The sequence below is a fragment of the Glaciimonas sp. GNP009 genome (assembly GCF_054343755.1).
Genome location: NZ_JBTGUV010000004.1, coordinates 672067 through 697796 on the forward strand (window position 1 = coordinate 672067; position 25730 = coordinate 697796).

Consider the following 25730-nt stretch of genomic DNA (forward strand, 5'->3'; position numbering starts at 1 on the left):
CGATGATTTCAAGACGATTATTTAATATCGTATTGATTGGTGTACTAGGTATGACCGTCAGCGACTGTTCGAGCGTCGACAAAGCCGGATCAGTATGTCCCCTACGGTAGGCTACCTGATCCATCGCTTCCACAACCAATGGTCTAGAGACCAACTCCCGCCGCCGCGGCATATCAACACCAGCAGCATGGCAGCCCACTGAATGTGCGTGGGCCACGCCTGAGGATAGACAAATACTTCAATGACGGCGGTCATCCCCAGTAATACGAAAGCCACGGGCCGCGTCGCCAGTCCCAGCAGCAGCAATACGGGCGCAGTCAATTCGATGGACGCCGCCATATAGGCTGCGAGTTCCGGTGGCAAGAAAGGCAGCCGGTATTCTTCCCGGAACAGTTCGATCGCAGTATTCCAATTGGCGAGCTTGGTCATCGCAGAGTTCCAGAACACCGTGGCAATGGCGATGCGCAGTGGAATGGCCAGGAGAGTGTGGGGAACACGGTCTAACCATTGGCGCGGACCGCTCTCATGGAGCGTGGAAGGGGGGGTAGATTGTGGTAAGGATGTCATCGGTTTCTTCTTGAATTAAGGTGCGAACGCTGATAGACGGACGTCGGTAAAGCATCCACGTATCAGGTGGGCGGCTAGCAGCGCATGCGTATCGGCACAAGGTGCGATCGTCAGAACTGCGTGCAATGGCTGCCCGGAAAACAGTGCGGTCGTGCAACGCCATTCATCCTCGCTCAAGCGCACCACATGGATGCTGCTCTCTGTGCGGTGCACCAGTAGCCAGACCGGACCATCTGCGAGATTGATCGCTGTCATGGCGTTGTCATCGCGCTCCAGAACGGCGTACCAGATTGTGTCTGCCGGAAATGTGCAGTGCAGCAATGTGACTGCCGGGTGCCTTACAAAACACATCTGCAACAGCTCGGCTTCATTCAACTGGGCGAGGCGCGCGATTTCTAGCGGGATTGCATCCTGTGCATGTAGCACATTACTAACCTGCCATTCAAGGCGGGCGACATCCGGCAGGTAGGGTAACGATGCGGCCTGCGGAAGTTTTGCGAGGAATTCAGGGAAATTTGCGCCATATTCGTCCAGCAGCGCGCTGTCTGGCGCAGCCTGATCGGAGAACAGGCGCGTGGCCCCCTCAAAGAATTCGGCTCCAACCAGATGCGCGATAATCGGATAGGATAAACGTAGTGCCGTTGCGAGTGCGCTCACAGTCGTGTTGCGGTGAATGTTGAGTCGCTCCTCAACTGACCATCCATCGGCGCGTATATAGGCCGACAGACCGTTATCTGCTGGCTTACGCAGACTGTTGTGCATCGCATGTTGCAGTTCGCGCAGCGTTGGATTATGCGCATTCATGTCGTTGCTTCTCCAGTGCCATCTCAGCGGTAGCGGCTTCTTCCATCAATATGTGCATTGGTGGTACGTCAGTATCCCATTCGATCAACGTGGGAACTGGGCCGAAACGCCGGAGTGCTTCCCGATACAGTGCCCAGACCGCCGGCGCGACGGGCGAACCGTGGTCGTCGACGCGCAAAATACGGCCGTGGTCGAGTTGACGCACGCTATGTCCAGCCAAATGGATTTCGCCGATCGCTGCTGGCGGTAAAGCAGAAAGATAGGTCATCGGGTCCCAATTGTGATTGCTGGCGCTGACAAAGATGTTATTTACGTCACAGAGAATGCCGCACCCAGTTCGTTGCGCCACATGCGCGAGGAATTCCCACTCTGGAATCGTCGAATGCCGGAAACGCAGATAAGTCGATGGATTTTCGAGCAGGATGCGCCGGTTCAGGTAAGCCTGTACCTGCTCTACATGGCGGCAAACGATATCGAGCGCTTCTTCAGTCATCGGCAGCGGTAACAGGTCAGGCAAATAAGTACCACCACTGACACTCCAAGATAAATGTTCAGAGATCAGTCCCGGCTCAACCCGATCGACAACACTGCGCACCCTTGCCAGATGGTCACGGTCCAGCCCCTCGGCACTGCCGATCGAAAGACCGACTCCATGCAAAGAGATCGGATAGTCACGACGAATGGTATCCAAGTCGCGTGGCGCAACGCCTCCACCCATATAGTTCTCGGTGTGTACTTCGAACCAAGCGACCTCCGGACGTTCGTCGATGACCGCCTGGTGATGGCGGAAACGCAACCCTATACCTGCTTTGGCCGGGATCGGGTTGAGCGCACTCTGTGCGCTGACGGAGGAAACGTGCATACGCTGGCGAGACCTTAGCTAGCCTGCAGTTGACCGCCCTGGATTTTGGAGCAATCCCCAGCCGGGAGCAACACGAACGATTTCACATCACGCGCCTGAGTAGCCTGACCGGCACAAGAATGGGCGCCCTGGGCACAATCGTTCTTTGCGACTGCATTGACGCCATAACACTTCTCAAGTTTGTTTTTTGTCATCTTCATCATATTGTCTTTGACAACCTGTGGCATGGTCCCCATATCTTTCATTCCTTGCGCTTGCGCCGGTAATGCTTGCATGGTCAGTGCCAACGTAACTGCGGCCGTCAGAGACGAAACGGTTGATAGTTGTTTGCTCATTTTGTATTCTCCTGAAGTTGGGTCACAAAAGCGTGATCTTATGAGTAAATTCGCTGACAGACGACGAAAGGTTACGTGGCAAACAAAATTTATTTTTCGCGACAGAATCTTCTTCAAGGTGCAAAATTCGCGAATGTCATCCAAAATCCAGCGTGCCAAACCCGCTTTGAGTCTTGTACAGAAGCCTCAGGGCCGGGCCACGCCCGATCACCCGGAGCGCTCACCAGATAGCCGGCCGGATGGCACGCTCGACTGGTCCGTTTATATGGCCAGAACACAAGGAGGAGATGGTGATGCTTATTGTCTTCTGCTAGAGCAGGTCACTCCTTATTTACGGGTACTCGCATCTCGTCAGATCGAAAATGGGAGCGATGTCGAAGATGTGGTGCAAGATATTTTGCTGACCGTCCACACTGTGCGTCATACGTACGATCCGGCTCGACCGTTCGGTCCTTGGCTGGTGACTATCGCCAACCGTCGCATCATCGATAAGCTTCGACGACAGGGCCGTTGTAGTGTGCACGAGGAACCGCTTGCCCCGGAACATGAAACCTTTTCGACCAGGAACCTCCATGAGGAGGCGGTCGATGCCAGTATGCTCCGCGACGCTGTAGGGCGTCTACCAGCTCGACAACGGGATGCAATCCAAATGCTGAAATTAGAAGAAATGTCATTAACGGAAGCGGCGAGCGCGAGTGGCATATCGGTTAGCGCACTCAAAGTCGCGACGCACCGAGCCTTAAAAAACTTGCGCAAGCTGATCGACAAACGAGGGGGTTCAAGATGAAATCAACCTCCAGTCTGATAGCATCGTTGGTCGTCAACGTAAAACCGGTGCGGCGTTTGCGTTCACCTGCCGTGAGGACTTTGTGCTGGCTATTATTTGCGGCGTTGATGCTGGCATTGGTCGCCGTCGGACATGGTGTTCGACCTGATCTGATGCAGAAACTGCATCAGCCAGTTTACGCCATTGGGGTTGCGGCTGCCTTGATGACAAGTGTTCTCGCTACGACAGCGGTGTTTATTGGGAGTATTCCCGGGCGCTCGAAACGCTGGCTCCTTTTGCCCATGCCGGCGTTTGCGATATGGATTTCTACGATAGGCTACGGATGCCTGACGGCCTGGGTCAGTTTCGGTCCCGACGGCATGTCTCCGGGTGAAACCGCGCGCTGTTTTGCGACACTGGCAATAACCAGCATCCCGCTATCGCTGTCGCTGCTCATTATGTTGCGATACGTCGCGCGGTTGTATCCAGTCCCGATTGCAATGACGGCTAGTCTTGCGGTCGCTGCGACGACCGCCGTCGCTCTGTCGCTGTTCCACCAGATCGATGCAACGTTGATGATTCTGATGCTGAACTTCGGCGTTGCAGCATTATTCTTGGGTTTGAGTCGCCTATACGGCCAACGATTGTTTGAATGGGTCACACCGATGGAATAGGCGGATCCACAAAAACGGTTACTAAATGGTAGCTTACCTCGTATGGCTCGGCATCAAATTGCGCCGCTCTATCCCGGTTCAACGATCAGCTTCATCTAACGAAACACTGTTCGACGCAGAGCTTCCACGAGAGAAGCTACGTCGACTTGCACTGCAAAAATTTAATGCCCGTGATACAGGTCGCTAAAATTAGTGGACGATTGCATATGGTTCATTCCTGTCTGTCTTTTTGCCATGGCGTCATGGGTCATGCCATCAGCAGCAAATACGCCGAATGATGCAACGCTGAGGATAGCCGCGAAAGTGCAGATAATAAGCTTATTCATTTGAAACTCCTTTGTGTTTATGAATGACGTTCAATATGAACGTCAGGTATTTACCAATATTTACCAATTCCATGCACTATCGAGATGGTGCATGTACCTGATGATGATTAGTCTTGATGCCGCCTACTTCATTACAAAAATAAACTGAAAATTTATTTATTTACTTGTCCCTGAGTTCTACCTGAGTCTTACATCTCATACGGAGATTGTTTACTTCGCTGGATGCAGCGACGTTATTTTTAATTTGTCTTGTGTCAACGAGACGCAAACAACCCGATCATCCCTCTTCGATTCATTGACCGTCATCGTTAGCCCACCGCCGTTGAACCGGACGATATCGCCCACTCAAAAGATACGCATTTTTCTCACTAGTCCTTTGCTACACTTAAATATACGTACACGAACGCCAACCAGATGTGGCTAATTAATGAATACGGGAAATTATTTTTAATCGCCCCCCGCTTTATGAGGGCGTGTTGACATTTAGCTATGCGAGCGTTCAGTTAAGGCGGAAAGCGGCAGGTCACTACTTTCGATTTAACTGACCCGTTTCGGCGGCAGAGGTGGTTATTTGCACAGCTCGGTTTCCTATTGTGTGGCGCGTACTTGCATGCAAAAATATGTGAACACTTCATCCATTGAGGAAGGGCTAAATGAACAGCGTTATCGATTTCGTTGCCGCAGTCCTGTGCTGGCTTCTCTAGACATTCAGCGCTCTGTCAATTTCTTCGTTTCCAAGCTAGGTTTCGACGCCCACTATATGTCTCAGGAGCATATGGCATCGTGATTTATCCGAGCACTGCGCCGGTATTGGCCGGGCCCGACACCAAAACAACGCTTAAATACACGATTGAACGCCGCTTCCGACTGATACCCGACCGCTTCTCCAATGTCGCCGACCGAGCGCTTGCCTTGCGCCAGCCATAACGCAGCCTGTGCCATGCGCGTCTGCATCAGCATCGTTGCAGGTGTGGTGCCTGCAACGCTACGGAATAGGCGGGCGAAGGTGGCGCGCGACATGTGACAGGCCGCCGCCATGTCCTGCAGCGACCAGGGTTTCTCTGGCGCGGCCAACATGGCTTGCAGTGCCGCCTGCAAGCGCCTCTCGGCCAGTACCGCGAACAGGCCCGGCATAGTGCCGGCCTGTTCCAGCCAAGCCCGGATCACCAAGGCAAACAGTGCAGATGACAACTGCGCTATCACCGCGTTCGCGCCCGGCCGCATTGCTTCCGTTTCGACCCGCAACATTGTCATCAATGCTTGCAGCCCGGCAAAGTCGGACCGCCCAGCCGTGCGTACCATGATGACCTCGGGCAGAGCGTCCAGCAGCGCGTTTGACGCGCCAGGATCGAACTCAAACTGGCCGCTTTTTCAAGCGCCTCAGGAGAAATGTAGAGCATACGATAATCCCACCCCCCATCCGTCGCTTGCCATCCCTCATGAACCTCGCCGGTATTAACTATGCAGACCGTGCCCTGAGGCATGACGGAACGCCGCCCATTGCCTTGTGAAAACGCTCGCGCACCGCGTTCGATCACCCCGATCGCGTATTCCTTGTGCGCATGCGCGGGAAATCTGTGCGTTGGATAGCTCGACTGCAGCATTTCTGCATTGGCGAGTAGCGGCTCTCGCCAGAAAACAACGTTGTTCTTCGCTGGAGGCGATTTGGATCATCAGACTCTCCGCAATACGATTTCCAGAGCAGGAAATTTCTGTCTCAGGACCAGCGCAAACAAATTCCAAAACTTTCCAAGAAGAGATATCGCTTCGTCATAAAAATTGATGCGCCAAGCACTCATCTTCAATAAGAGTAGCAGATACAAGCGTTTACGTACCCTATGAAAATATCAATTCCAGACGGTATCGAATCACACACTTGATTGATGCATTTTCAGTAATTTTTTGGATCGCGATATGACAAACTGGGGTGACCCCTGGTTAAATGAACGTTTGTAGTGACGCTCGGTGGGTGCGATGCCATTTTGAGGGATCAACCCGGCCGCCTCCTTGGTTGCTGCTCCTTAACCTCGTAGGCCAAGAAGCCTGTGCGTTATCACTGATACAGCCGAAGCTTAAATATTCATAATTGTTGCTGCAGATTATTGGTGATGACATGAAGTTAAAGGCCATACCATCACCCTCGCCTTATTTAGCTGTCGGCATCGAGAAATCCGCACCCTTGCTTATGTGCTGCGGCCAGCGTTGCATAATAGATTTTTGTTTTGTGTAGAATCGAACACCCTCCTCACCGTAGGCATGGGTATCGCCGAACATGCTTTGCTTCCACCCACCAAATCCATGCCATGCCATAGGCACAGGAATTGGGACATTAATGCCAACCATACCAACTTGGATTCGGCGGCCAAATTCTCGCGCAACTCCACCATCCCTTGTGAAAAAAGCGACGCCGTTACCAAATTTGTGACCGTTTACCAAATTGATCGCATCCTCAAAACTGTCAACTCGAACGCAACCGAGGACAGGGCCAAAAATCTCATCCTGATAAATGCGCATTTCAGGCGTCACATGGTCAAACAAAGTCCCTCCGGTAAAAAAGCCTTTTTCAAATCCCGGGACAGAGTAGCCGCGCCCGTCGGTAACTAGCGTGGCTCCTTCTTCGACGCCGGACGCAATGTAACCTTCAATCCGGTCAAGCGCCTGACGCGTGATCACTGGCCCCATTTCAGCCTTGGGATTCATCCCATCTGATATTTTCAAGGCACGTGCTCTTTCCGCGAGCATCGGGACGATGCGGTCTGCGACATCGCCAACCAGAACAGCGATGGAGGTTGCCATGCAACGCTCGCCAGCGGAGCCATATGCGGCACCAATCAGTGCGTCGACTGCCTGCTCCACATCGGCGTCCGGCATGACAACAAGATGATTCTTGGCACCTCCCAGCGCCTGAAAGCGCTTTCCAAAGTGAGCGGCACGCTCGCCTATATAGCGCGCAATCGGTGTCGATCCGACAAAACTTATCGCTTTAACATCTGGGTGTTGAAGCAAAGTGTCTACCGCCAATTTGTCTCCTTGCAATACGTTAAATACACCGGGTGGCAGACCTGCCTCGGTGAACAACTTTGCCATTAGAATGCTTGCGCTAGGGTCTCGCTCGCTTGGCTTGAGAATGAAGGTATTCCCTGCTGCAATGGCAATTGGAAACATCCAGCATGGGACCATGCAAGGAAAATTGAATGGCGTAATACCGGCCACTACGCCTAGAGGTTGGCGTAGCGTCCAATTGTCCATTCCTGTACTGACTTGATCCGAGTAATCTCCCTTAAGCAATTGCGGAATACCGCAAGCGAATTCGATAATGTCGATGCCGCGTGCGACTTCACCTAACGCATCCGAGAACACCTTGCCATGTTCTGCAGTAATCATTGCAGCAAGTTCCTCCTGATGTTCATTCATCAACTGCAGAAATTTATTGACGATTCTGGCTCTACGAATTGGCGGTGTGTCAGCCCAGGCTGGAAATGCCGCCGCCGCGGATGCGACCGAGGCATTTACTTCCTCTTCGGAAGCCAATGCAACATCACGCGCCACGGCGCCGGTAGCGGGATTAAAGACTGGCTGCGTACGATCACTTTTTCCTGATACCAGGGTTCCGTTGATATAGTGGCCTATTGCATTTGTGTCTGTATATGGAGAATAAGAAGTCATTTCATGTCCTTAGTCGGTGGAAGTGAAATCAGTGTAGTTCTCCTGTTTAAGCAGTTCAATGCCGTTCTACTTGATTCATTGTTCAATAAAGTGAACAATGACAGTATGGATACTTTAAAAAATGTCCCTTTATGGGGCCACATATATTCTTTGATTGTTCTCGAAAATGCAGGCAGCTATACGGCGGCGGCAACCCGACTTGGCGTAAGCAAGGGCGCTATGAGTCAACGCATTGCCGAGCTCGAAAGGAATGCCGGTGTCGCACTGGTTCAGCGGACGACAAGAAGTGTCCGGCTGACCGAGGCCGGACAGCGCCTCGTGGACTTAAGTCGAAATGCATTTGAGGTAATTCAGCAAAATTTTCTGGAAATCAGAGATTCCGTAAGCGAACCGCGCGGCCTCATACGCGTTACCGCAGCGGTGGCACTTGGTCGCCAGCAGATTGCCCCCATACTTGCTGCGTTCTTGAAATCGTATCCAGGAATACGCATTGAGCTTGAGTTATCGGATCAATTCACTTCGTTAGCGCAAGAAGGTTTCGATCTTGCGATCAGACATGCAAGCTCTGCTCCCGATACACATATCGCTTGGACACTGTGCGAAACGCGCACGATTCTGGTTGCCAGCAACGCTTATCTACGTAAACGCGGCACTCCCAAAGTGCCAAATGATCTACTGAATCATGACTGCTTGCACTATTTCCGACGTGGAGAATTGCCGACCTGGAGTTTTGTTTCCCGCGCAAAGAAAAGTTTGCGTCAAAACGTATTACTAAACGGTCCATTTGCTGCAAACAACAGTGAAGCGTTACGTGAAGCGGCATTAACTGGTTTAGGCATCGCTTTACTGCCAGATTTTTCTGCGCAAGCGGACATCGCTGGCGGAAAGCTGAAACGGGTGTTGGAAAATTGGGAATCGGTTGGCGCATTTGGCGAAAAACTATATGCCATCCGGCCGTATAGCCCTTACCTGCCGCGGGCGGTGCGTGTTTTCGTAGACTACCTGCGAGATAGTTTAAAGGAAGGATTTTCTTCAGAAGAGCATCCTGTAAAACGTCACTCTCGGGATGCGATGGTCAAGTAATTTCACCAGTTGAAGCTACACGAATGCCGACGCATTGTTTAAACCGCGGTAACAGGTTTGCCGGGTAAAAAATTATTCGTGCTCGGGAAATAGCTGTTTTTATCTGCAGTTACGATGCCGATGCCCGCATCATCGTGCCGTTGAAAGCAGCCGGAAGAATCGCGGCCCTTATGGGCCGAAGCCATATGTTTTTAGTGCGACTGTCTTTGCCACACGCGATGATCCACCGTCGTTACGGAAAATAAGAAGCGGCGTCTTAAATCGCTGGTCACGAAGTAAATTTTCCGCACTGTAAGGAAAGCGTTCCATTGCTGGATGCAAAAAAGAATTGAAGATCGCTGTCCAGGTTTTCCTGATATTGTCAGAGCCCTCCACAAGTTCGTGAGAACAGAGCAACGGACTGCGCCCAGCTTATGCCGGTGGAATTTTTTAAGAAAAACGTGATAAGCGACTCAAAAACCGGTGCGCGGTTGCACAGAACCTCAAACGGAAAGACCCCACAAAATCGAGCGAACCTGCGCAGTTTTGGGCGGCGTACGGTAACCTACCTTCGTCTATCAAAGAAGATCGACGGGGATAACTCAGGCTGCGACTCTCGAGCTTTTTTTGGAGACTAAATTATTTGGACGAGATGAAAGTTAAATGCTGAGTGAGTTCGTCATGGAGTAGCGCCGACGCGATGTGTCTTGGTCCTCCTAATTGCGTCAACAAATCTCTGGCATTCGATTCACTCAACTTGATATTAAACGACACACGAGCATTTTTTAGTAAGGCAAAAATTTCATGGCCATTTTCTGCATTAAGACTTACACGCAGATTCAGTAGGGACTCACCTCCCCTCGACTCCATATCCATTAGCTGATCAAAATCAATATCTTCAGACCGTATGACCGTCGAATTTTGATTGTGCGCTTTCTAGGCATCAATTTGAGCATTGGCTTTTTCAAAGAAGTCTTCATCCTCAGGATCAAGTCGTTCCGAAAGAACTGCCCGTGTCGGCGTTACCGACAGCGCCGATGCAGCAGTTGCCGCACGTGAAATCGACTTGAAAATAATGCTGAAAAATCTGATTGAAATTCCATTCGCTATACGCCGGAAGGCGGCGTGGTCAACTTGTCGGTCAGGAAGGAAGGCGCTTTTGCTGTGCTGATGGTCGAAGACACCGGTCCCGGTATTGCCGTCAGTGAAGGGCCCAGAGTTTTCGATCCTTTTTATCGTATCCTCGGTAGCGATGCCGAAGGCTCCGGGTTTGGATTGTCGATCGTCCGGGCCATTGCCGACAGCATTGAGGCGATTATTACGCTTGGAGACCGTTGTAATGCCGACAGTGCGCCAGGTTTACGGTTAATGGTCCGGTTTTCGCCAGCAACCACCTCACCTGCTGGAAATACCTTCGCATTCCGGCCCACATAGATAAGCACTAAGGTGAAATTGCAAAAATCCAAAGCCAGCCGCGTAGATCATTTCAAAAAATGAAATAAACCTTTGCTCTTTCCGCTATTTTTATTGCGAGGAGAAACAAATAAACTATAGCTTATGTTGAATTAAAAGTAGTTGAAGCAGGTACCACTTTGGGTACTGCACTTTTATTTCCTCTTAAAGAGACACATCATGAACATTAAAAATATTTTAGCAGGGCTGGTATTGTCTGCATTCGCCGGTGCCGCATTGGCAGGCACGCCGTATCCCGTCGAAAGCACATTCGCGCCGGCAACTAATGGTGGCTGCGCAATTTCTGCGGCGCAGTCTGGCCATGAAGAGGGCTACACCCAGGCAAGCGATGAATACCCGGTTGACGTGGTATCCAAATCGACGTTAACGCGCCAGCAAGTCCAGGCCGAATTGAAATTATCAGACGGACAGTCGCTAAAAAGCGTCAGCTATGCCGAACTGGTCTTTTTACGATAATTGCGTTTGTGAGCTGGGATGAACCGTCAGTGACTGACGGTTCGGTAAAGAGACGTGTTCGTGGGTTCGATTCAGGCAGTTTGTCCTGAGGCAGAATAAACCACAACAACGATGAACACGTTTAAAGCAGGCCAGCTTGGGCATACGCCCAAGGCTGCTTAAAACGTATGGCGAATACCAGTCATGACACCGACCTGATTCAACCCTGTACCGACGGTACCACCGGCATCCAGTGCAACCGCAGCGGAACCGGCATTTTCGATATGCCCAAGCGACGTATATAACGCTGTGCGTTTGGACAGGTTGTACGTTACGCGTGCAACCGCTAACGTAGAGACCTTGGGGGTGCCCATGATTTTCAAACGCGATACCTGTGCGTCAAGCACCCAGTAGCTGGCAAACGGGAAGCTGGCACCGACGTAATACAAATCGGAATGGGTGTCTGTGGCATCTTTAATCTTGCGGTCCACCAGACCTGCGCCAATTTTGGTCAGGCCCAGCATGAAGTAACCGTTCAGGGAAACACGTTGATCGTGGTAATTGCTGCTGGTCAATCCACCAGCGGCACCAGGGCCACCGTATAAAATATCGTAGGCGCTGGCGACACCGAACGATGCAGCGTCATAGGCCAGTAAGGCGGTCATCTGACGACAGGCTTTGGCGTTACCGGCGATTTCTCCTGCACAATTGGTACCGGCAGGGCCGCCCGCAGCGGAGGTATCCCGTCCTAAGCTATAGGTGGCACCCAGCGTCACACCTGCAAAAGTGCCGAGGTAACCTATTGCGTTATCGCTACGCGCATTAGGTAGATACGAGTCTAGACTACTGATCGAAAAAATATTCGGTCCCATGACGTCGGCCTTGAGCGACGCGATATACGTCATGTTGACTTGACGTCCAATCATGATCGTGCCATACGTATTCTTTAAACCGACATACGCCTGACGTCCGAACAAGCGGCCACCCTGCCCCATGGTACCGGTATCCGGTGTGAAGCCGCTCTCCAGTACGAACAATGCCTGCAGTCCGTCACCCAGATCTTCCGTGCCTTTGAAACCGATACGGGATGGCAAGGTGCCAGTCAGCGAAGGAATTTTGACGACCGAATTACCGGCCGCATTGGCATGTGTGACATACTCCACGCCGGTATCGATGATGCCATACATTGTCACCTGGGATTGGGCCAGCACTGCCGATGCGGAAACCGCCATCGATAGTGTCACGATTGCATTCGCTACTAATTTATTCACGTGCTGTCTCCTGATTTTTTTAAAAAAACTTATATTATTTTTGCCGTCTCGCAAGGAGTATGGCGACCTGCTTGTCTACAGCAGCGTAGCCGGACAGACGCAGCACTGCTCAGTCGCATTCATCAATGCGAGATGAGGTTCGTGACGATGAATCCGATAGTTAGCTGTAAGCGTGCGTTGAAGCGGTGGAGGATGGCGTAACTGCGTGTTGCGCCGATGCTGAGCGATGGTGTTTGATGAGTAATACGGCGATCATCGCAATCACTGCCGGAATAGCGATCGCGATGAAGTTCATCTTCAACGGCAATGCCATGCCCACCAGCGTGCCAATGACGATGGGTGCCAGGATTGCACCACTGCGCCCTACGCCCGAGGCCCAGCCGATGCCAGTGGAGCGTATTGCCATCGGATAGAACTGGCCAGCATACGCATACGTAACGATTTGGGTACCGATGGTGGATGCACCGGCCAGACCGACTAGTATGAACAGCACTTCGGTCGGAACTTTTAATCCCAGCAGGGAGATGGAGATGGCAGCGAGCGCATACATGCCGACCAGCACATATTTAATGTGAAAGCGGTCTGCCAGCCAGCCACCACCGACCGCACCAATGACCGCGCCAAAGTTGAGTACCAGCACAAAGGTAAGCGCAGACCCAAGGCTATAACCAGCAGTTGCCATCAGCTTGGTCAGCCATGAACTGAGTGCATACACCATGAACAGGCACATAAAAAAAGCGACCCAGAACATCAACGTACTCCATCCACGACCATCCTGAAACAGTTTGGCAATCTGTGCACCTTCGGCTTTGTCTTCTGTCGGCAACACGAAACTGTCATCTGCAATAGGCCGGTAGCTTGGATCGATGCGGCTGACCGTCGCTGCGAGTTCTTCTAATCGGTTATTTCTGATCAGGTAGGGCATTGATTCGGGTAACCACTTCAGAATCATCGGCACCAGAATAATCGGGAACCCTGCTGCCAGAAATACCGACGACCAGCCATAACTGACGATCAAACCTTTCCCCAGCAGCGCTGCCAGCATCCCGCCGACGGCGTAGCCACTGAACATCAGTGTCACCATCGTTGAGCGGATGCGCTTTGGTGCATACTCAGTCATCTGTGCGACTACGTTAGGCATGACACCACCAATCCCCAGCCCTGCCAGAAAGCGCATGGCACTGAAGGTATAGGGATCGTGCGTAAGGCCGGCGGCGGCGGTGAAGATGCTGAAGAGGCCAATGCAAATGGCGATGGCTTTGCGGCGTCCGATTTTGTCGGCAATGGTGCCCAGAAATATGGCGCCGAACATCATGCCAAACAAGGCGGCACTCACCATGAAACCGGCATTTTGAGCCGTTACCCCCATGTCTTTCATGATCGAAGGAACGGCGATTCCGGCGACTGCAAGATCATATCCATCGAAAATGATGATTAGGGCACACCATAACAGTACCCGAATGTGAAAACCATTCAAGCGTGCCTGGTCGGCAAGTTTATGAACGTCAATAGTGCGCATGTCTCTGTCTCCATTTTATGAACATCGTCCGTATAGTTCGGCGATGTATTATTTATGTTTTTTTTAAATCATTTCGAGAGGGCTTGGCGCACCTCTTCGAAGGTGTGTTGAGAATATATAGCTGTGATAACCCCGTCCAACACCGATTAAGTATCTGTTTAATACTTCACAGGTATAGTATTTCTGACGGGACTTTAATCTTCCGGCTGCTTACTCTCCATTTACACGATGGTTAGTTGTGCCACGAGGTTTAATCAAACAATCAGGGTGTTAAAAAATCGGATATGGCACGCGTAAATAATGGTTCCGCTTCAATATTCGAGATATGTGATGCGGGCAATGTGACGACTCTCCCGTTCTTTATTTTTTGCTGCATCAGCGCGGCATCCGCTGCCGTGGTGACGGGATCGTAGTCGCCGACGATGATTAAGGCGGGATGGGGAATGGCGTGAATGTCTTCACGTAAATCCGCTGTTGCCAGTGCTTCACAGCAACTTGCATAACCTTCGGTATTTTCAGCGCGCAGATGAGCGATCAGTTCGGCGATGATCGGGTTCTGACTCTCTATAAAAGCAGGACTGAACCAGCGTGAGGCTGCGCTATCGGCGATGGCACCGAGGCCGTCAGCTCTGACTGCGGCAGCGCGCGTGAGCCAGCCGTCGGTGGTACCGACTTTGGCCGCAGTATTGGCAACGACCAACTTTATCAAGCGCTCAGAGGCATGGATGCCCAGCCATTGTCCGATCACGCCCCCCATCGACAAGCCACAAAAATGGGTTTTAGCGATACCAAGATGATCGAGCAGTCCGGTCACATCCTGTCCCAGTTGCTGCAATTGATACGGTCCTTTGGGACGGGCAGACTGGCCATGACCACGTGTGTCATAGCGAATCACATAAAAATCATGGCTCAGTGCATCGGCCTGCGTCTGCCACATGCGGTGATCGGTTCCCAGCGAATTCGAAAACAGCAATGCGGGATGCGCAGGGTTGCCTTCGGCAACATAAAAAATATCAGTGTGATGAATGTGGGCGACAGGCATGATGCTCCCTGAATGATCGATTTGAATGCATGGAGATTCAGATTAGCCCTGCCCTGCTGATGAAAGGCAATCGTGTCTGAATATAGTTTAACCAGGTACCGGCAATATCAGAATGAGGCGATCAAGCTGAAACAATCAGCTTGAAACAAGCGAATAAAACTTAACCCAAATCGCCGCCACCAACAGGCAGCACGGTGCCCGTGATATACGACGATTCATCCGACGCCAGGAACAAGATCGCGTTGACTTGTTCGGTGATGGTGCCGTAGCGATGCATCAGACTGCTGGCGACGGTCTGATCGATAATGTCCTGATACCAGGCCTCTTCATCTTTGCTCAGCGGATTGGCATTGCGCGGAATGTTGCGCGGCGGGGCTTCAGTACCCCCGGTAGCTATGGCATTAACCCGGATGCCATCCCCGGCATGTTCAAATGCCAGACTGGCCGTCAAGGCATTGACGCCGCCTTTTGCAGCAGCATAAGGAACCCGGTTAATACTGCGGGTGGCAATCGACGATACGTTGACGATCACGCCCTGTTTCTGCGCGATCATCACTGGCAAGGTGGCGCGGCAGGACCAAAGGGTCGGAAATAATGAGCGGCGAATTTCTGCTTCGATTTGCGCTTCTTCATATTCCTGGTAGGGTTTGGCCCAGATCGTGCCACCGACGTTGTTGATCAGAATATCGACGCGTCCGAATGCTTCCATGCCAGCGTCGACCATCTGGCGCGCACCTGCATAGGTTTCCAGATCGACATTCACAACGATGGCGTGGGCTTTTAATTCGCTGATTTCTGCTGCCATATCATTGATCAACGCTGAGCGATCAGCCAGCACCAGTTGCCCACCTTCACGTGCAATTGCTAATGCAACACCGCGCCCTATGCCTTGCGCAGCGCCGGTCACAATCACGACTTTATTCTTGAAACGCTGAATCTGCGTCATGCTCACACTCCGCTGCTGGCTGAGAATTTTTCAAAATGAAAACTGGCTGGCTTTATACCGATCTGGTCTAACCAGGTTCTGACGGCATCCACCATCGCGACCGGTCCGCACAGGTAGATATCGACGTCGCCATCATTGAGCCATTCAGCCGCGACATGCCCGGTGACGTAGCCTTTGCGCGCATGCTGGCTTTCTGCTACGGCGACGCAAGTGCGGTATTCAAATTGCGGGTGCTTGGCAGCGATCCGATCAAGTTGTTCGAGTGCAACCAGATCGGTATCGTTGGTAACACCAAACACCATCCGTACCGGTTGCTTAAAGCCGTCAGCGGCGAGTACCTCCAACATCGACAGAAATGGAGCGATGCCGGTGCCGCCAGCAAGAAACAATACTGGCCGGGCTACTGCACGCAAATAAAAACTGCCGTAGGGACCAGAAAAAGCGATCGGCTGACCCGGTTGTGCTTCTTTCGCCAGAAATTCGCTCATTTTTCCATTCGGCACGTTGCGTACGACGAATTCGGCTTGTGCTGCGCCAGGCGGCGAACTGAACGAATACGAGCGTGTCAGGCTGGTGCCTGGAATCTCCAGATTCACATATTGACCCGGCAGAAAATCGAGGCCAGTCTGATTTTCCAGATTGATCGAAAATTGTATCGTCGAATCAGAAAAATGCTGTACTGAACCGACGCTACCAGCGTGGCGCGAAACGGCAGTCTTGCAGGCCACGGAGGTGGCTGGGATCTGGATCACGCAATCGGAGGTCGGGCGCATCTGGCACGCCAGGATAAAGCCTGCTGCCGCATCCTTGGCATCAAGTGCATCTTCGATATAACTCGACTCCGGCATCGCATATTTTCCTGACTCACAAAAGCCGCGGCAGGTACCGCAAGCGCCATCGCGGCAGTCGAGTGGGATATTGATTTTCTGACGATAAGCGGCATCCGACAGCTTTTCGCTTTCGTTACAAGCAATAAAGCGGGTGATGCCGTCTTCGAATTGCAGCGCAATGTTGTAGCTCATCGCCTTGTCTCCTAAGTATGCTGTTTTAAATGTGGTAAACGTCAATCACCTGATTGATGTAATCGTTTTTCAATACCACGTATTTGTTGACTATGATCGGATGCTCGCCTGAGAAATCAATCATATAGCGCGACATGCCGAAATAGCTGTAATTGGTTTTGTAACGGTGGCTCAGCGTTTGCCAGTTGAAGCGCACGGTACACACATCACCGTCGCGGCTTTCGAGCTCAACGTTAGCGATGTTATGGCAGGTGCGCGTATCTGGCATGGTGGCGCTGGAGCGCTCGGTCTTGATCCGAAATACCCGATCTTCCAGACCTTGCCGGTTGGGATAAAAGATTAGGGAAATTTCGCGCTGCGGATCGGTCACCAGCTTATCGTCGTCATCCCATGACGGCATCCAGAATTGCGCATCGAGGTGGTAGCAATCGAGCCACTCGTCCCATTGTTCATCATCGAGCAACCGGCTTTCATAGTATAAAAAGCTGCTGATGTCAGTCATGCCAATGGTTTTCATGCATGAGCTCCTTCTTCCAGCAAGGCTTTCTTCATGACGTCTAGCCAATAGCGATGCTGTATCGTGTACAAGCCTTCATCTTCGGTTTTGACACCGCTCATCAATGGCTTCAAACCGAGTTCTTTAGCGGCTTCATCGGCGCCTTCCACCCAGTGTTGCGAGCCACGACACATATCGTTCCATGGCGCGGCAATCCCTGCGTAGCCTTGCTGGCAAGCGCGGAATTCTTCCAGGTCGTCTGGTGTGGCCATGCCGCTGACATTAAAGAAATCTTCGTATTGACGAATCCGATGGGCGCGGGCCTCGTCGGATTCTCCTTTGGGAGCGATGCAATAAATCGTGACTTCGGTTTTATTCACTGAAATCGGACGTAACACCCGAATTTGCGAGCCGAACTGATCCATCAGGTAGACGTTCGGATACAGGCACAGGTTGCGCGAGCGTTCTATCATCCAGTCTGCTGTGGCAGGCCCGAAGTTTTTGGCAAATTCGTCGCGGCGCGGGTAGTTGGGACGGTCTTGCGGATTAGCCCATTTCGACCACAGAACCAGATGCCCATGTTCAAACGCATAAAACCCACCGCCCTGCTTGCCCCATTTGCCAGCATCCATGGCGCGCACATTATCGGTACGCGTGGCATCTGCTTCCTTGCGGCGATTTGTCGTCGCAGCATAGTTCCAGTGCACGGCCGAAACGTGATAACCATCGGCACCATTTTCTGCCTGCAGCTTCCAGTTGCCGTCGAAGGTATAGGTGGAAGCACCGCGCAATACTTCGAGGCCATCTGTAGACTGATTGACGATCATGTCGATGATCTTGCCAGCTTCACCCAGAAACTCAGTCAGCGGCAGTATGTTTTCATTGACGCTGCCAAACAGAAAGCCTTTATAGTTTTCAAAGCGTGCGACTTTCTTCAAGTCGTGCGAGCCTTCCTTGTTGAAGCATTCCGGATAACCGGCTTCTTCAGGGTCTTTTACTTTGAGCAACTTGCCGCTGTTATTGAAGGTCCAGCCATGAAACGGGCAGGTATAGGTCGCTTTGTTACCGCGCTTGTGGCGGCACAATTGCGCCCCCCGGTGGCTGCAAGCATTAATGAACGCATTCAATTCGCCCTGACGATTCCGCGCAATAAAGATCGGTTGCCGACCAATATGGGTGGTGTAGTAGTCATTATTGTTTTGAACCTGGCTCTCGTGGGCCAGGTAAATCCAGTTACCTTCAAAAATATGCTTCATTTCAAGTTCAAATAAAGCATCGTCGGTAAAGGCGCTACGGTGCAAGCGATAGTCGCCCTTCTCCTGATCTTCAATCAGATAGTGGTCGAGGTTTTTGAGCTTGGGCGTGTTGTCAGGATAAATGGGGATCATGATGGGTTCCTTCTGTTTAAGAAAGGGGCAGTGGAAAAGGATATCCACACTGCCCGTTTTTTTATTACGCAGCAGCCCGGATGCGATCAACTTCAGTAGTCGGCGCAGCAGGCGTTTCTGAGTACAGATGAAAATCGAAATCAATCGACGAGAACGGATGGCTTAATTCTTTGGCAGCCAGTTCTTTTTCGTCAGTAATTTTGTGGATGGCAGGTACCAGCCCTTCGCGACTGGCGAAGGCAAAGTCATCCCACAGGTATTCATCACCATCGATATTGATTTGCGTGGTCAGCTTGCGATGCCCTGCGCCCGTGATGAAGAAATGAATATGCGCAGGACGACGACCGTGACGACCGAGCAGATCAAGTAATTGCTGGGTCGAACCACTTGGTGGACAGCCATAACCGACCGGGATGATGCTGCGGAACTGATAACGCCCGTTGGCGTCGGCAATGATGGTGCGACGCAGATTGAAGGCCGACTGGCTAGGATCAAAGAACGAATAATTCCCCATCAGATTGGCATGCCAGACCTCAACCTTGGCACCTGGCATCGGTTTGCCATGCGCATCAAATACCGTGCCCTGCATAAACAGGACTTCTGCTTCGTCGCTTGCCACATCTTCATCAAGACGGGCAAATCCGCTATATTCCGGCGCACCTGCGACGTACAAAGGACCTTCGATCGTGCGTGGTGTGCCGCCAGTGAGCCCGGCTTTGGCTTCGACTGCATCAGCACGGATATCAAAAAATCGTTCCAGGCCCAGGCCCGGTGCAATCAAACCGAGTTCATTATTGGCGCCTGCGACAGTCAGATACTCAAGGCCTTTCCAGAATTCACTCGCTTGTATATCCATATCTTCAATCGTCTTGCACAAATCACCGACTACGCGCAATACGATTTGCTGCACACGCGGATTGGCTGGACGGATAGCAGAATCGATGATCCAGCTTTTTACCAGTGTGTCGATTTCGGTATGTGTCATGTTTGTCTCCTAAAATGTATTTTTACGGGAAGGGGTGAAACAAAATGGGTAGTGCAGGTGCGCGAACCGGGCATGCCTTATTCATGCGTCGTTGTCCCGGATAGAGGAAGGATGACGGCACATCGGCATGATCTGGATCTGCATGTAAGGAAATAATGGCAAAGTAGAAATCAGAGTATGCAGTTCATCAACGCTGCTGACATCGAATACGCTGATGTTGGCGTATTGACCCGCTATCCTCCACAGATGCCGCCACTTGCCACTTTCCTGCAATACCTCTGACATTTCTTTTTCGGTTTTTTTTAATGCGGTTGCCTGGTTCTCGGGCATAGCCTGAGGCAAGTTAACGTCCATACGTACGTGAAACAACATAGTGTTCTCCTGGTTTTTATAATGAAGTCAGCAGCGCTATGAGCGCTATTATTTACGACGCATGAACTGTAATTTTTCACGGTCGATTTCAACGCCCAGACCTAGCTTGTCAGGGACCTGCAGCATGAAGTCCTTGTAGATCAGTGGTTCGCACAACACTTCTTCGGTCAAGAGCAGTGGCCCGAACAGCTCGGTACCGTAAGACAGATTGCTAAACGTCGAAAACACATGCGCTGAGGCTGCGGTGCCGATACCCCCTTCGAGCATGGTGCCACCGTACAAACCGATTCCGGCCAGTTGCGCGACGGTAGCGACCTGAATCGCCGGGATCAATCCACCGGATTGCGTGATCTTGACAGCGAACACATCGGCCCCGGCGTTCGTAGCCAGATCAAAAGCGTCTAACGGACCATGCAATGCCTCATCGGCCATCACTGCTACGGAAAAGCGGTTGGCCAGACGCGCCAGACCTGCTTTATTTTCTGCACGGATCGGCTGTTCGATTAAATCGATACCACCGGCCTCAAGCGCAGCGATACCATTGACGGCCTCCAGTTCGCTCCAGGCCTGATTCACATCGACCCGCACGCTGACATCAGCACCCAGGGCCTTTTTGATGGTCAGCACATGCGCCACATCGTCTGCCACTGAGCGCGAACCAATTTTCAGTTTAAAAATTCGATGTCGGCGCAGCGCCAGCATTTTTTCTGCTTCGGCAATGTCTTTGGTGGTATCGCCGCTGGCCAGCGTCCATGCCACAGGTAACGCATCGCGTACCCGGCCGCCCAATAATTCACTCAACGGAATACCCAGACGGCGCGCCTGCGCATCGAGCAACGCCGTTTCGATGGCACATTTGGCAAACCGGTTGCCTTGAATAATTTTACGTATTTTTGCCATCGCCTTGCCCACCTGGCTGGCATCCATGCCGATCAGCAACGGCGCGATATGGGTATCGATATTCGTCTTGATACTCTCAGGACTTTCTTCGCCGTAACTCAAGCCGCCGATAGTGGTGGCCTCACCCCAACCTTCGAATCCATCCGCACATACCACCCGCACCAGCACCAGCGTTTGCGCGTGCATGGTCGCTACCGATAATTGATGAGGACGTATGGTCGGAACATCGACCAGAATAGTTTCTATAGTTTTGATCATATTTTATTTGTATAATTAAACGAATAACAGGAGGTTAGACGAGCAAAACGGGGGCGTCCAACACCGATTAGCTATCATTTCAATACTTTTTGGGTATAAAGATGGAATTGCGTCACTTACGCTACTTCGTGGCCGTTGCGGAGGAGAAAAACTTCACACGAGCAGCCAAGCGGCTATTTATTGCCCAACCGCCGTTGAGTCGCCAGATACAGCAACTGGAAGAAGAGTTAGAGGTTTGTTTGTTTGAAAGAGGGTCGCGACCGCTCCAACTGACTGAGGCTGGCCGATTTTTTTACGCGCATGCGCAGCAATTGCTGGGCAAGGCAGCAGATTTGAAATCTATGACCCAGCGTGTGGGGAAAATTGAAAGGACGCTGTCGATCGGATTTGTTGCCTCCACACTGTACGGATTGTTGCCAAAAATCATCCGTCGCTTCCGTTCGGAGTACAGTGCGGTCGAGATTAACCTGCATGAAATGACCACCATGCAACAAATCAAGGCCCTCAAGGATGGCAGTATTGACGTCGGGTTCGGGCGTATCCGCTCGGAAGATCCGGATGTGCGCCGCATCGTGTTACGAGAGGAGCGATTAATCGTAGCATTACCTACAGGCCACTCCCTTGCCGCGCCGGGGACAGCGCTAAGGCTCAAAGAGTTAATCGCTGAAACTTTGATTATATTTCCGAAAGCACCCCGTCCCAGTTTTGCTGACCAGGTACTATCAGCTTTCAGCGACCGCGCGATCAAGCTCGAAAAGATCATCGAGGTCAGGGAGCTGCAGATTGCAATCGGTCTGGTCGCAGCCGGGCAAGGCATCGCTATCGTCCCAGCCAGCTTGCAAGGAATGAAGCGAGAAGATATCAGTTACAGGGAACTGGAGGAAAAGAACACCACGTCTCCCATTATCTTCAGTGTACGGAGGGCGGATCAGTCAGAAGAACTGGGTCAATTGTTGCGCCTCATCTACGATATCTATGAGGCAGAAAATATTCCACACGTGAAGGAAACGCTGTAAATCTCAGGCGCTTGCATGTTGTGCGTTCATCTTGCATTAACGCCGACGCTAGGGGTCTTGGTCGTCCTAACTGCTTCAACACATCTCTCGCATGCGATTCACTCCTATTTATATTGAGCGACACACGCGTATTTTTCATGCACTCGAAGAGTTGATGGCCCTTATCGGCGTTCAGGCTCACACACAAACGCCGGTCTGAGTGTCGTATCCAGATATTCGCAAGGCCCAACAGCAATGAGATCAATTAACCGTAGCAAATGACCAAGGCGAATGTTTGAAACCACTAGGGTAAATCGAATCCAACACGTAAAAATGCTCCGCAAATTCAATCGCCATTACGGTATATATAGCTCTTAGCGATGTTATTTATGGCGAATTGCGGAGTAAAAATCCGCAGGTCCCTGTTTCGATTTCAGGTCGGGGAGCCAGAACAACAACCCATGGGAGGGATAGGATGGATGACGACCGGCAGTAAATCGGTGAGCAAAACCGGGACGCGCTAATAGCGAAACGTCCTATATTTGTGTCTATAATATTTTTGTGGGCACAATTAATTTACGCCTTCTCATTCAATCATGCTGACATAGGGGTGCTAGAAGAACGTTTACGATCAATGGGCGTTTGCGGTTCCTAGATCGTGGTGCCAACGGGGATGGGGCGCGTCCTAAAATGGTGACCGACAGTTGATGCTACATTTCAGCCGCGACTAAGCAGTTTTAGTTCTTTTGAACTTATGTTTATTAGAAATTTTGTAAGTTCGTCTTGCAGTAGCGCCGATGCTATATATCTTGGGCCTCCTCACTGCATCAACAAATCTCTCGCATTAGATTCACATTGTTCCCATTTCAGATTTTAGCACCTATATTAAACTCTAAGCACTTGATTTTAAATGGAAATTTTGGTGAAAAGTGCAAGTTTCGAACTTGCCGGAATGTTTTTAAGGAACATCTGAGCGCATCTGAGAGCACTGCTTACCTATAAAGTTTTTTTTGAAGGTGTTCTGAAGTGTTCTGAGATGTGCTGCAAGAATCCCGCAATGTTCCCTTTTTTGTTCCCTTTTTAAAAGGGAACAAAAATGCTACGTTTTTCTTTTTGCGATGATCAAAGATTCTTTCACTTCGCGTGATCGATCTGCTGATCAACCCATGGTCATATGCTTATGATCGATGTTCTCACACCACACGTCATAATTTTCGCCAAACGAATTTTTAGCAAGATTGATCAAAACATCGATATCGATCATGCCGGTGTTTGAGTACGAAAGCAACAAATCGCTTTCCGATTTTTTGACGCCATCGAACATTTCTGTAAACGCGCCGCGAACTTGCGTCTTAATGCAGAACGGCGACTGATGACGGTCGATGCGATATCGACCTTTTACCAGCTCCCCTTTTTTGTGCTGGATTTCCGGATCCTATGCGAGTTGTAGAAGCTGACATCCGCGACACATATCCACTGAGTTACGAAATCCTCACATCACAACTCTCGAAAAGATATATAGATTTCAAGATCAATAAAAAATATCACGATTTGCGAAAGATTTTGGAAGCTAATAAGAAATTTTGTCTTGAGCGCCTACTTGACCCCGGGAATCCGACCGGAACGAAAAAGAATTTTTACAGTACGAATATCACAAAAGAGTTTGACCGTGATTATATTCGCGTCAAACCAAAAATCATTGAAGTAAAGCCACAACTTGAAAACACCCCCTAACGCAACCGCCCCCAACGCAACCGGAAAACCCACAGCCGGCGGCATCGTTGCATTCGATTCCGTCATTTTTCGGTGGCGGGATTTTCGTTTGCGTCGAGCTCGATAGTGTCGATAAGAATTCTTTGTGTGATTTTTTCCGGAATCGAAAATATTTCGTCGTTATCAATGAAAACGGGGGGTTCGTTTGAGTAGTCGTGAACGACTGCCGGTGATTTTCCCCATATATTTTTCTTCGAATCCATTGTTATTTTCCCCTGGTATTTTTTCGGTTCTTGAATGCTGTCGGCGCCGGCAAAATCGGCATCGTCAAAAAGGCTCAGTAAACAACACTGTTCTAAAAACATACTTTAAACCATTGTAAACAGTGGCTGTTTATCGTATCATTTTCCTATTGATTCCCCTATTGCCCTGTTGTAGTTTTCGGTGAATTCACCGGCGATTTTGTAAACTTTCATCTAGTACCCGAGTAAAAATTTGTGTCTATGCGTAGCTTGATTTCAAGCTCTTTTTACGCTCACAAACTCGCCTAGAGATTTTACAATTTCGAGGGGTAATACTGTGGAAAAAACTGATTTCGATTTTAGCTACGACTACAGACATGACGCAAAAAAAGATGGTTTCTTTTTGTTTAACGGACTGCTACTGGGCGATTCGCTGATAGAAACTATAAATAAAGAGCAAACATCTAAATCCGCAGCTAACGAAAAATCTCTTGAGCGGACAGAAAAGGCCATGCAGGCTGCACACGAAGCTCGCGTAAATCTCAAGCTGCGCCTTAAAAAAAATACAAATATTGAAGATCATAATTTAATTCGGACGGATACAGTAAGAATGTATCGATTTCCGCCACTACCACATCGAGCCGATCCTCACGTAAAAATTTACGATAAGCGAGAGGTGCTTTTGCGCTATCAAAATGTCGAAGCAATCGCGTCAGATCGCGAAGAAAAACAGCATATAAAAGGCAGATTAGACATAACTCGAAGGATGGGAAATACACGCAGTCTGATAACTATTAAAAGCGGATGGCGTCAGGAATTTGATGAACTCGAAAGAAATCATCCAAATTTTTCTGAGGTAATTGACTATATGCGGTCGTCTTATTCTGTTGCCGAGCTGTCCGGACTAGTTGCAACACCTGGGGCAATTTTGCTAGACGGACCTGCAGGCTGCGGAAAAACATACTTCGCTGGTAAATTGGCTGCTCTCATGGGTGTTAAAAAAACTCACGTTTCATTAGAGTCAACGCAGTCAAGCTTTGAGCTCGACGGACTTGCAGAAGGTTATAAAAACTCAAAACCCGGGCTTTTTTATCAGAGTTTAATGACTTGCGATCATGCAAATCAGTTTTTTTTATTAGACGAAGTGTGCAAGATTTCTGGTGATGATCGTCACAGCCCAGCTTCCGTTTTGTTCCAAATTCTTGAAAAAAGCACGGCTGTTAATTTCGTAGATAAATGTGAAAATTATCGAAATTTAGACTGCAGTCACTTCTTTTTTGTTGCAACTTCTAATCGCTACGAAAACATAGATGTTGCGTTGCGCAGCCGCATGCGTCGATTCCAAATCGGTATGCCTTCTGATCCGTCGATAATTATCATGAATTTATTCAGCGAACTGAAGACAAGAAAAGGCCCCAATTTTTCCGATTTTCAGCTTGAATATGCCGCTATTGAGCTTTTATGTCAGCAGTCTCCGCGAAGAATTCGACAGTTGATAGAAGATGCGCTTGGTTCTGCGATATACAACTCTCGCATGACAATCAAGGTAAAAGATTTGAAGGTAGAAAAAGTAAAACCATCGATCGGATTTTAATTTCATCTAAGAATTGG

General features: G+C 50.4%; 27 protein-coding genes. 8 read left to right on the forward strand and 19 right to left on the reverse strand.

The window, feature by feature from the left end; genetic code table 11:
* Window positions 1–111: 111 nt before the first annotated feature.
* The 4 genes from ACXX82_RS03995 to bufA1 are packed head-to-tail and all read right to left on the reverse strand — an operon-like array spanning window position 112 to window position 2568.
* Complete coding sequence (locus ACXX82_RS03995) at window positions 112–567, reverse strand: DoxX family protein (protein ID WP_322232335.1); 456 nt, start codon at window positions 565–567, stop codon at window positions 112–114.
* A 15-nt stretch (window positions 568–582) separates the two neighbouring features.
* Complete coding sequence (locus ACXX82_RS04000; RefSeq protein ID WP_322232336.1) at window positions 583–1371, reverse strand: HvfC/BufC family peptide modification chaperone; 789 nt, start codon at window positions 1369–1371, stop codon at window positions 583–585.
* Window positions 1358–2233: an MNIO family bufferin maturase gene (bufB, locus tag ACXX82_RS04005; protein WP_323506753.1), complete on the reverse strand. Its 876-nt coding sequence runs from the start codon at window positions 2231–2233 to the stop codon at window positions 1358–1360. The genes ACXX82_RS04000 and bufB overlap by 14 nt, the downstream gene beginning before the upstream one ends.
* Window positions 2234–2247: 14 nt before the next feature.
* The gene (gene bufA1 / locus ACXX82_RS04010) at window positions 2248–2568 is read right to left on the reverse strand and encodes a BufA1 family periplasmic bufferin-type metallophore (protein ID WP_322232338.1); all 321 of its coding nucleotides are present in this window, start codon (window positions 2566–2568) and stop codon (window positions 2248–2250) included.
* A gap of 133 nt (window positions 2569–2701) precedes the next feature.
* On the opposite strand from bufA1, the gene ACXX82_RS04015 reads away from it, so the two are divergent.
* Window positions 2702–3355, forward strand: coding sequence for a sigma-70 family RNA polymerase sigma factor (locus tag ACXX82_RS04015; protein WP_323506754.1), 654 nt, complete (start codon window positions 2702–2704; stop codon window positions 3353–3355).
* A complete protein-coding gene (locus ACXX82_RS04020) occupies window positions 3352–4008 on the forward strand; it encodes an NrsF family protein (RefSeq protein ID WP_322232340.1) in 657 nt (218 codons plus the stop codon). The genes ACXX82_RS04015 and ACXX82_RS04020 overlap by 4 nt, the downstream gene beginning before the upstream one ends.
* Window positions 4009–4169: 161 nt before the next feature.
* On the opposite strand, the gene ACXX82_RS04025 is transcribed toward ACXX82_RS04020, so the two are convergent.
* The 4 genes from ACXX82_RS04025 to ACXX82_RS04040 form a co-directional block, all read right to left on the reverse strand.
* Complete coding sequence (locus tag ACXX82_RS04025; RefSeq protein ID WP_322232341.1) at window positions 4170–4334, reverse strand: hypothetical protein; 165 nt, start codon at window positions 4332–4334, stop codon at window positions 4170–4172.
* Window positions 4335–5099: 765 nt separating this feature from the next.
* Window positions 5100–5663, reverse strand: coding sequence for a helix-turn-helix transcriptional regulator (locus ACXX82_RS04030; RefSeq protein WP_458563956.1), 564 nt, complete (start codon window positions 5661–5663; stop codon window positions 5100–5102).
* Window positions 5588–5938: an AraC family ligand binding domain-containing protein gene (locus tag ACXX82_RS04035; protein WP_323509598.1), complete on the reverse strand. Its 351-nt coding sequence runs from the start codon at window positions 5936–5938 to the stop codon at window positions 5588–5590. The genes ACXX82_RS04030 and ACXX82_RS04035 overlap by 76 nt, the downstream gene beginning before the upstream one ends.
* 541 nt (window positions 5939–6479) lie before the next feature.
* Entirely contained in the window at window positions 6480–8000 is a 1521-nt protein-coding gene (locus tag ACXX82_RS04040; protein WP_458562462.1) for a CoA-acylating methylmalonate-semialdehyde dehydrogenase, read from the reverse strand.
* Between the two features lie 105 nt (window positions 8001–8105).
* Between ACXX82_RS04040 and ACXX82_RS04045 the strand changes: the two genes are divergently transcribed.
* The 3 genes from ACXX82_RS04045 (at window position 8106) to ACXX82_RS04055 (ending at window position 10991) form a co-directional block, all read left to right on the forward strand.
* Window positions 8106–9083: a LysR family transcriptional regulator gene (locus ACXX82_RS04045; RefSeq protein ID WP_322240136.1), complete on the forward strand. Its 978-nt coding sequence runs from the start codon at window positions 8106–8108 to the stop codon at window positions 9081–9083.
* Between the two features lie 1080 nt (window positions 9084–10163).
* Complete coding sequence (locus ACXX82_RS04050) at window positions 10164–10496, forward strand: sensor histidine kinase (RefSeq protein ID WP_322240138.1); 333 nt, start codon at window positions 10164–10166, stop codon at window positions 10494–10496.
* Window positions 10497–10694: 198 nt separating this feature from the next.
* Window positions 10695–10991, forward strand: coding sequence for a DUF4148 domain-containing protein (locus ACXX82_RS04055; RefSeq protein ID WP_322232343.1), 297 nt, complete (start codon window positions 10695–10697; stop codon window positions 10989–10991).
* 158 nt (window positions 10992–11149) lie between these two features.
* Here the strand turns inward: ACXX82_RS04055 and ACXX82_RS04060 are convergent, their stop codons facing one another.
* From ACXX82_RS04060 to ACXX82_RS04105, 10 genes are all read right to left on the reverse strand, one after another.
* A complete protein-coding gene (locus ACXX82_RS04060) occupies window positions 11150–12241 on the reverse strand; it encodes a porin (RefSeq protein WP_416186769.1) in 1092 nt (363 codons plus the stop codon).
* 160 nt (window positions 12242–12401) lie between these two features.
* Window positions 12402–13760 carry an MFS transporter gene (locus tag ACXX82_RS04065; protein WP_323506757.1) on the reverse strand — a complete coding sequence of 453 codons (1359 nt, stop codon included), beginning with the start codon at window positions 13758–13760 and terminating at the stop codon, window positions 12402–12404.
* A gap of 262 nt (window positions 13761–14022) precedes the next feature.
* The gene (gene pcaD, locus ACXX82_RS04070; protein WP_322232345.1) at window positions 14023–14802 is read right to left on the reverse strand and encodes a 3-oxoadipate enol-lactonase; all 780 of its coding nucleotides are present in this window, start codon (window positions 14800–14802) and stop codon (window positions 14023–14025) included.
* A 160-nt stretch (window positions 14803–14962) separates the two neighbouring features.
* Window positions 14963–15748 carry a 1,6-dihydroxycyclohexa-2,4-diene-1-carboxylate dehydrogenase gene (locus ACXX82_RS04075; RefSeq protein WP_322232346.1) on the reverse strand — a complete coding sequence of 262 codons (786 nt, stop codon included), beginning with the start codon at window positions 15746–15748 and terminating at the stop codon, window positions 14963–14965.
* A gap of 2 nt (window positions 15749–15750) precedes the next feature.
* The gene (gene benC / locus ACXX82_RS04080) at window positions 15751–16770 is read right to left on the reverse strand and encodes a benzoate 1,2-dioxygenase electron transfer component BenC (protein WP_322232347.1); all 1020 of its coding nucleotides are present in this window, start codon (window positions 16768–16770) and stop codon (window positions 15751–15753) included.
* A 25-nt stretch (window positions 16771–16795) separates the two neighbouring features.
* Window positions 16796–17287, reverse strand: a complete 492-nt coding sequence (gene benB / locus ACXX82_RS04085) for a benzoate 1,2-dioxygenase small subunit (protein WP_322232348.1) — start codon at window positions 17285–17287, stop codon at window positions 16796–16798.
* Window positions 17284–18654: a benzoate 1,2-dioxygenase large subunit gene (benA, locus tag ACXX82_RS04090; protein WP_322232349.1), complete on the reverse strand. Its 1371-nt coding sequence runs from the start codon at window positions 18652–18654 to the stop codon at window positions 17284–17286. The genes benB and benA overlap by 4 nt, the downstream gene beginning before the upstream one ends.
* Window positions 18655–18718: 64 nt before the next feature.
* The gene (gene catA / locus ACXX82_RS04095; RefSeq protein ID WP_458562463.1) at window positions 18719–19639 is read right to left on the reverse strand and encodes a catechol 1,2-dioxygenase; all 921 of its coding nucleotides are present in this window, start codon (window positions 19637–19639) and stop codon (window positions 18719–18721) included.
* Between the two features lie 81 nt (window positions 19640–19720).
* Window positions 19721–20011: a muconolactone Delta-isomerase gene (gene catC, locus ACXX82_RS04100; RefSeq protein WP_322232351.1), complete on the reverse strand. Its 291-nt coding sequence runs from the start codon at window positions 20009–20011 to the stop codon at window positions 19721–19723.
* Window positions 20012–20059: 48 nt separating this feature from the next.
* Complete coding sequence (locus tag ACXX82_RS04105) at window positions 20060–21169, reverse strand: muconate/chloromuconate family cycloisomerase (RefSeq protein WP_322232352.1); 1110 nt, start codon at window positions 21167–21169, stop codon at window positions 20060–20062.
* Window positions 21170–21270: 101 nt separating this feature from the next.
* Here ACXX82_RS04105 and ACXX82_RS04110 point away from each other — a divergent pair, with 101 nt between their 5' ends.
* Window positions 21271–22185 carry a LysR family transcriptional regulator gene (locus ACXX82_RS04110; RefSeq protein WP_322232353.1) on the forward strand — a complete coding sequence of 305 codons (915 nt, stop codon included), beginning with the start codon at window positions 21271–21273 and terminating at the stop codon, window positions 22183–22185.
* A 1416-nt stretch (window positions 22186–23601) separates the two neighbouring features.
* Entirely contained in the window at window positions 23602–23898 is a 297-nt protein-coding gene (locus tag ACXX82_RS04115; protein WP_458562464.1) for a hypothetical protein, read from the forward strand.
* A 62-nt stretch (window positions 23899–23960) separates the two neighbouring features.
* Here ACXX82_RS04115 and ACXX82_RS04120 read toward each other — a convergent pair whose 3' ends face one another.
* Window positions 23961–24242 carry a hypothetical protein gene (locus ACXX82_RS04120; protein WP_458562465.1) on the reverse strand — a complete coding sequence of 94 codons (282 nt, stop codon included), beginning with the start codon at window positions 24240–24242 and terminating at the stop codon, window positions 23961–23963.
* 214 nt (window positions 24243–24456) lie between these two features.
* Here ACXX82_RS04120 and ACXX82_RS04125 point away from each other — a divergent pair, with 214 nt between their 5' ends.
* A complete protein-coding gene (locus tag ACXX82_RS04125; protein WP_458562466.1) occupies window positions 24457–25713 on the forward strand; it encodes an AAA family ATPase in 1257 nt (418 codons plus the stop codon).
* Window positions 25714–25730: the final 17 nt, after the last annotated feature.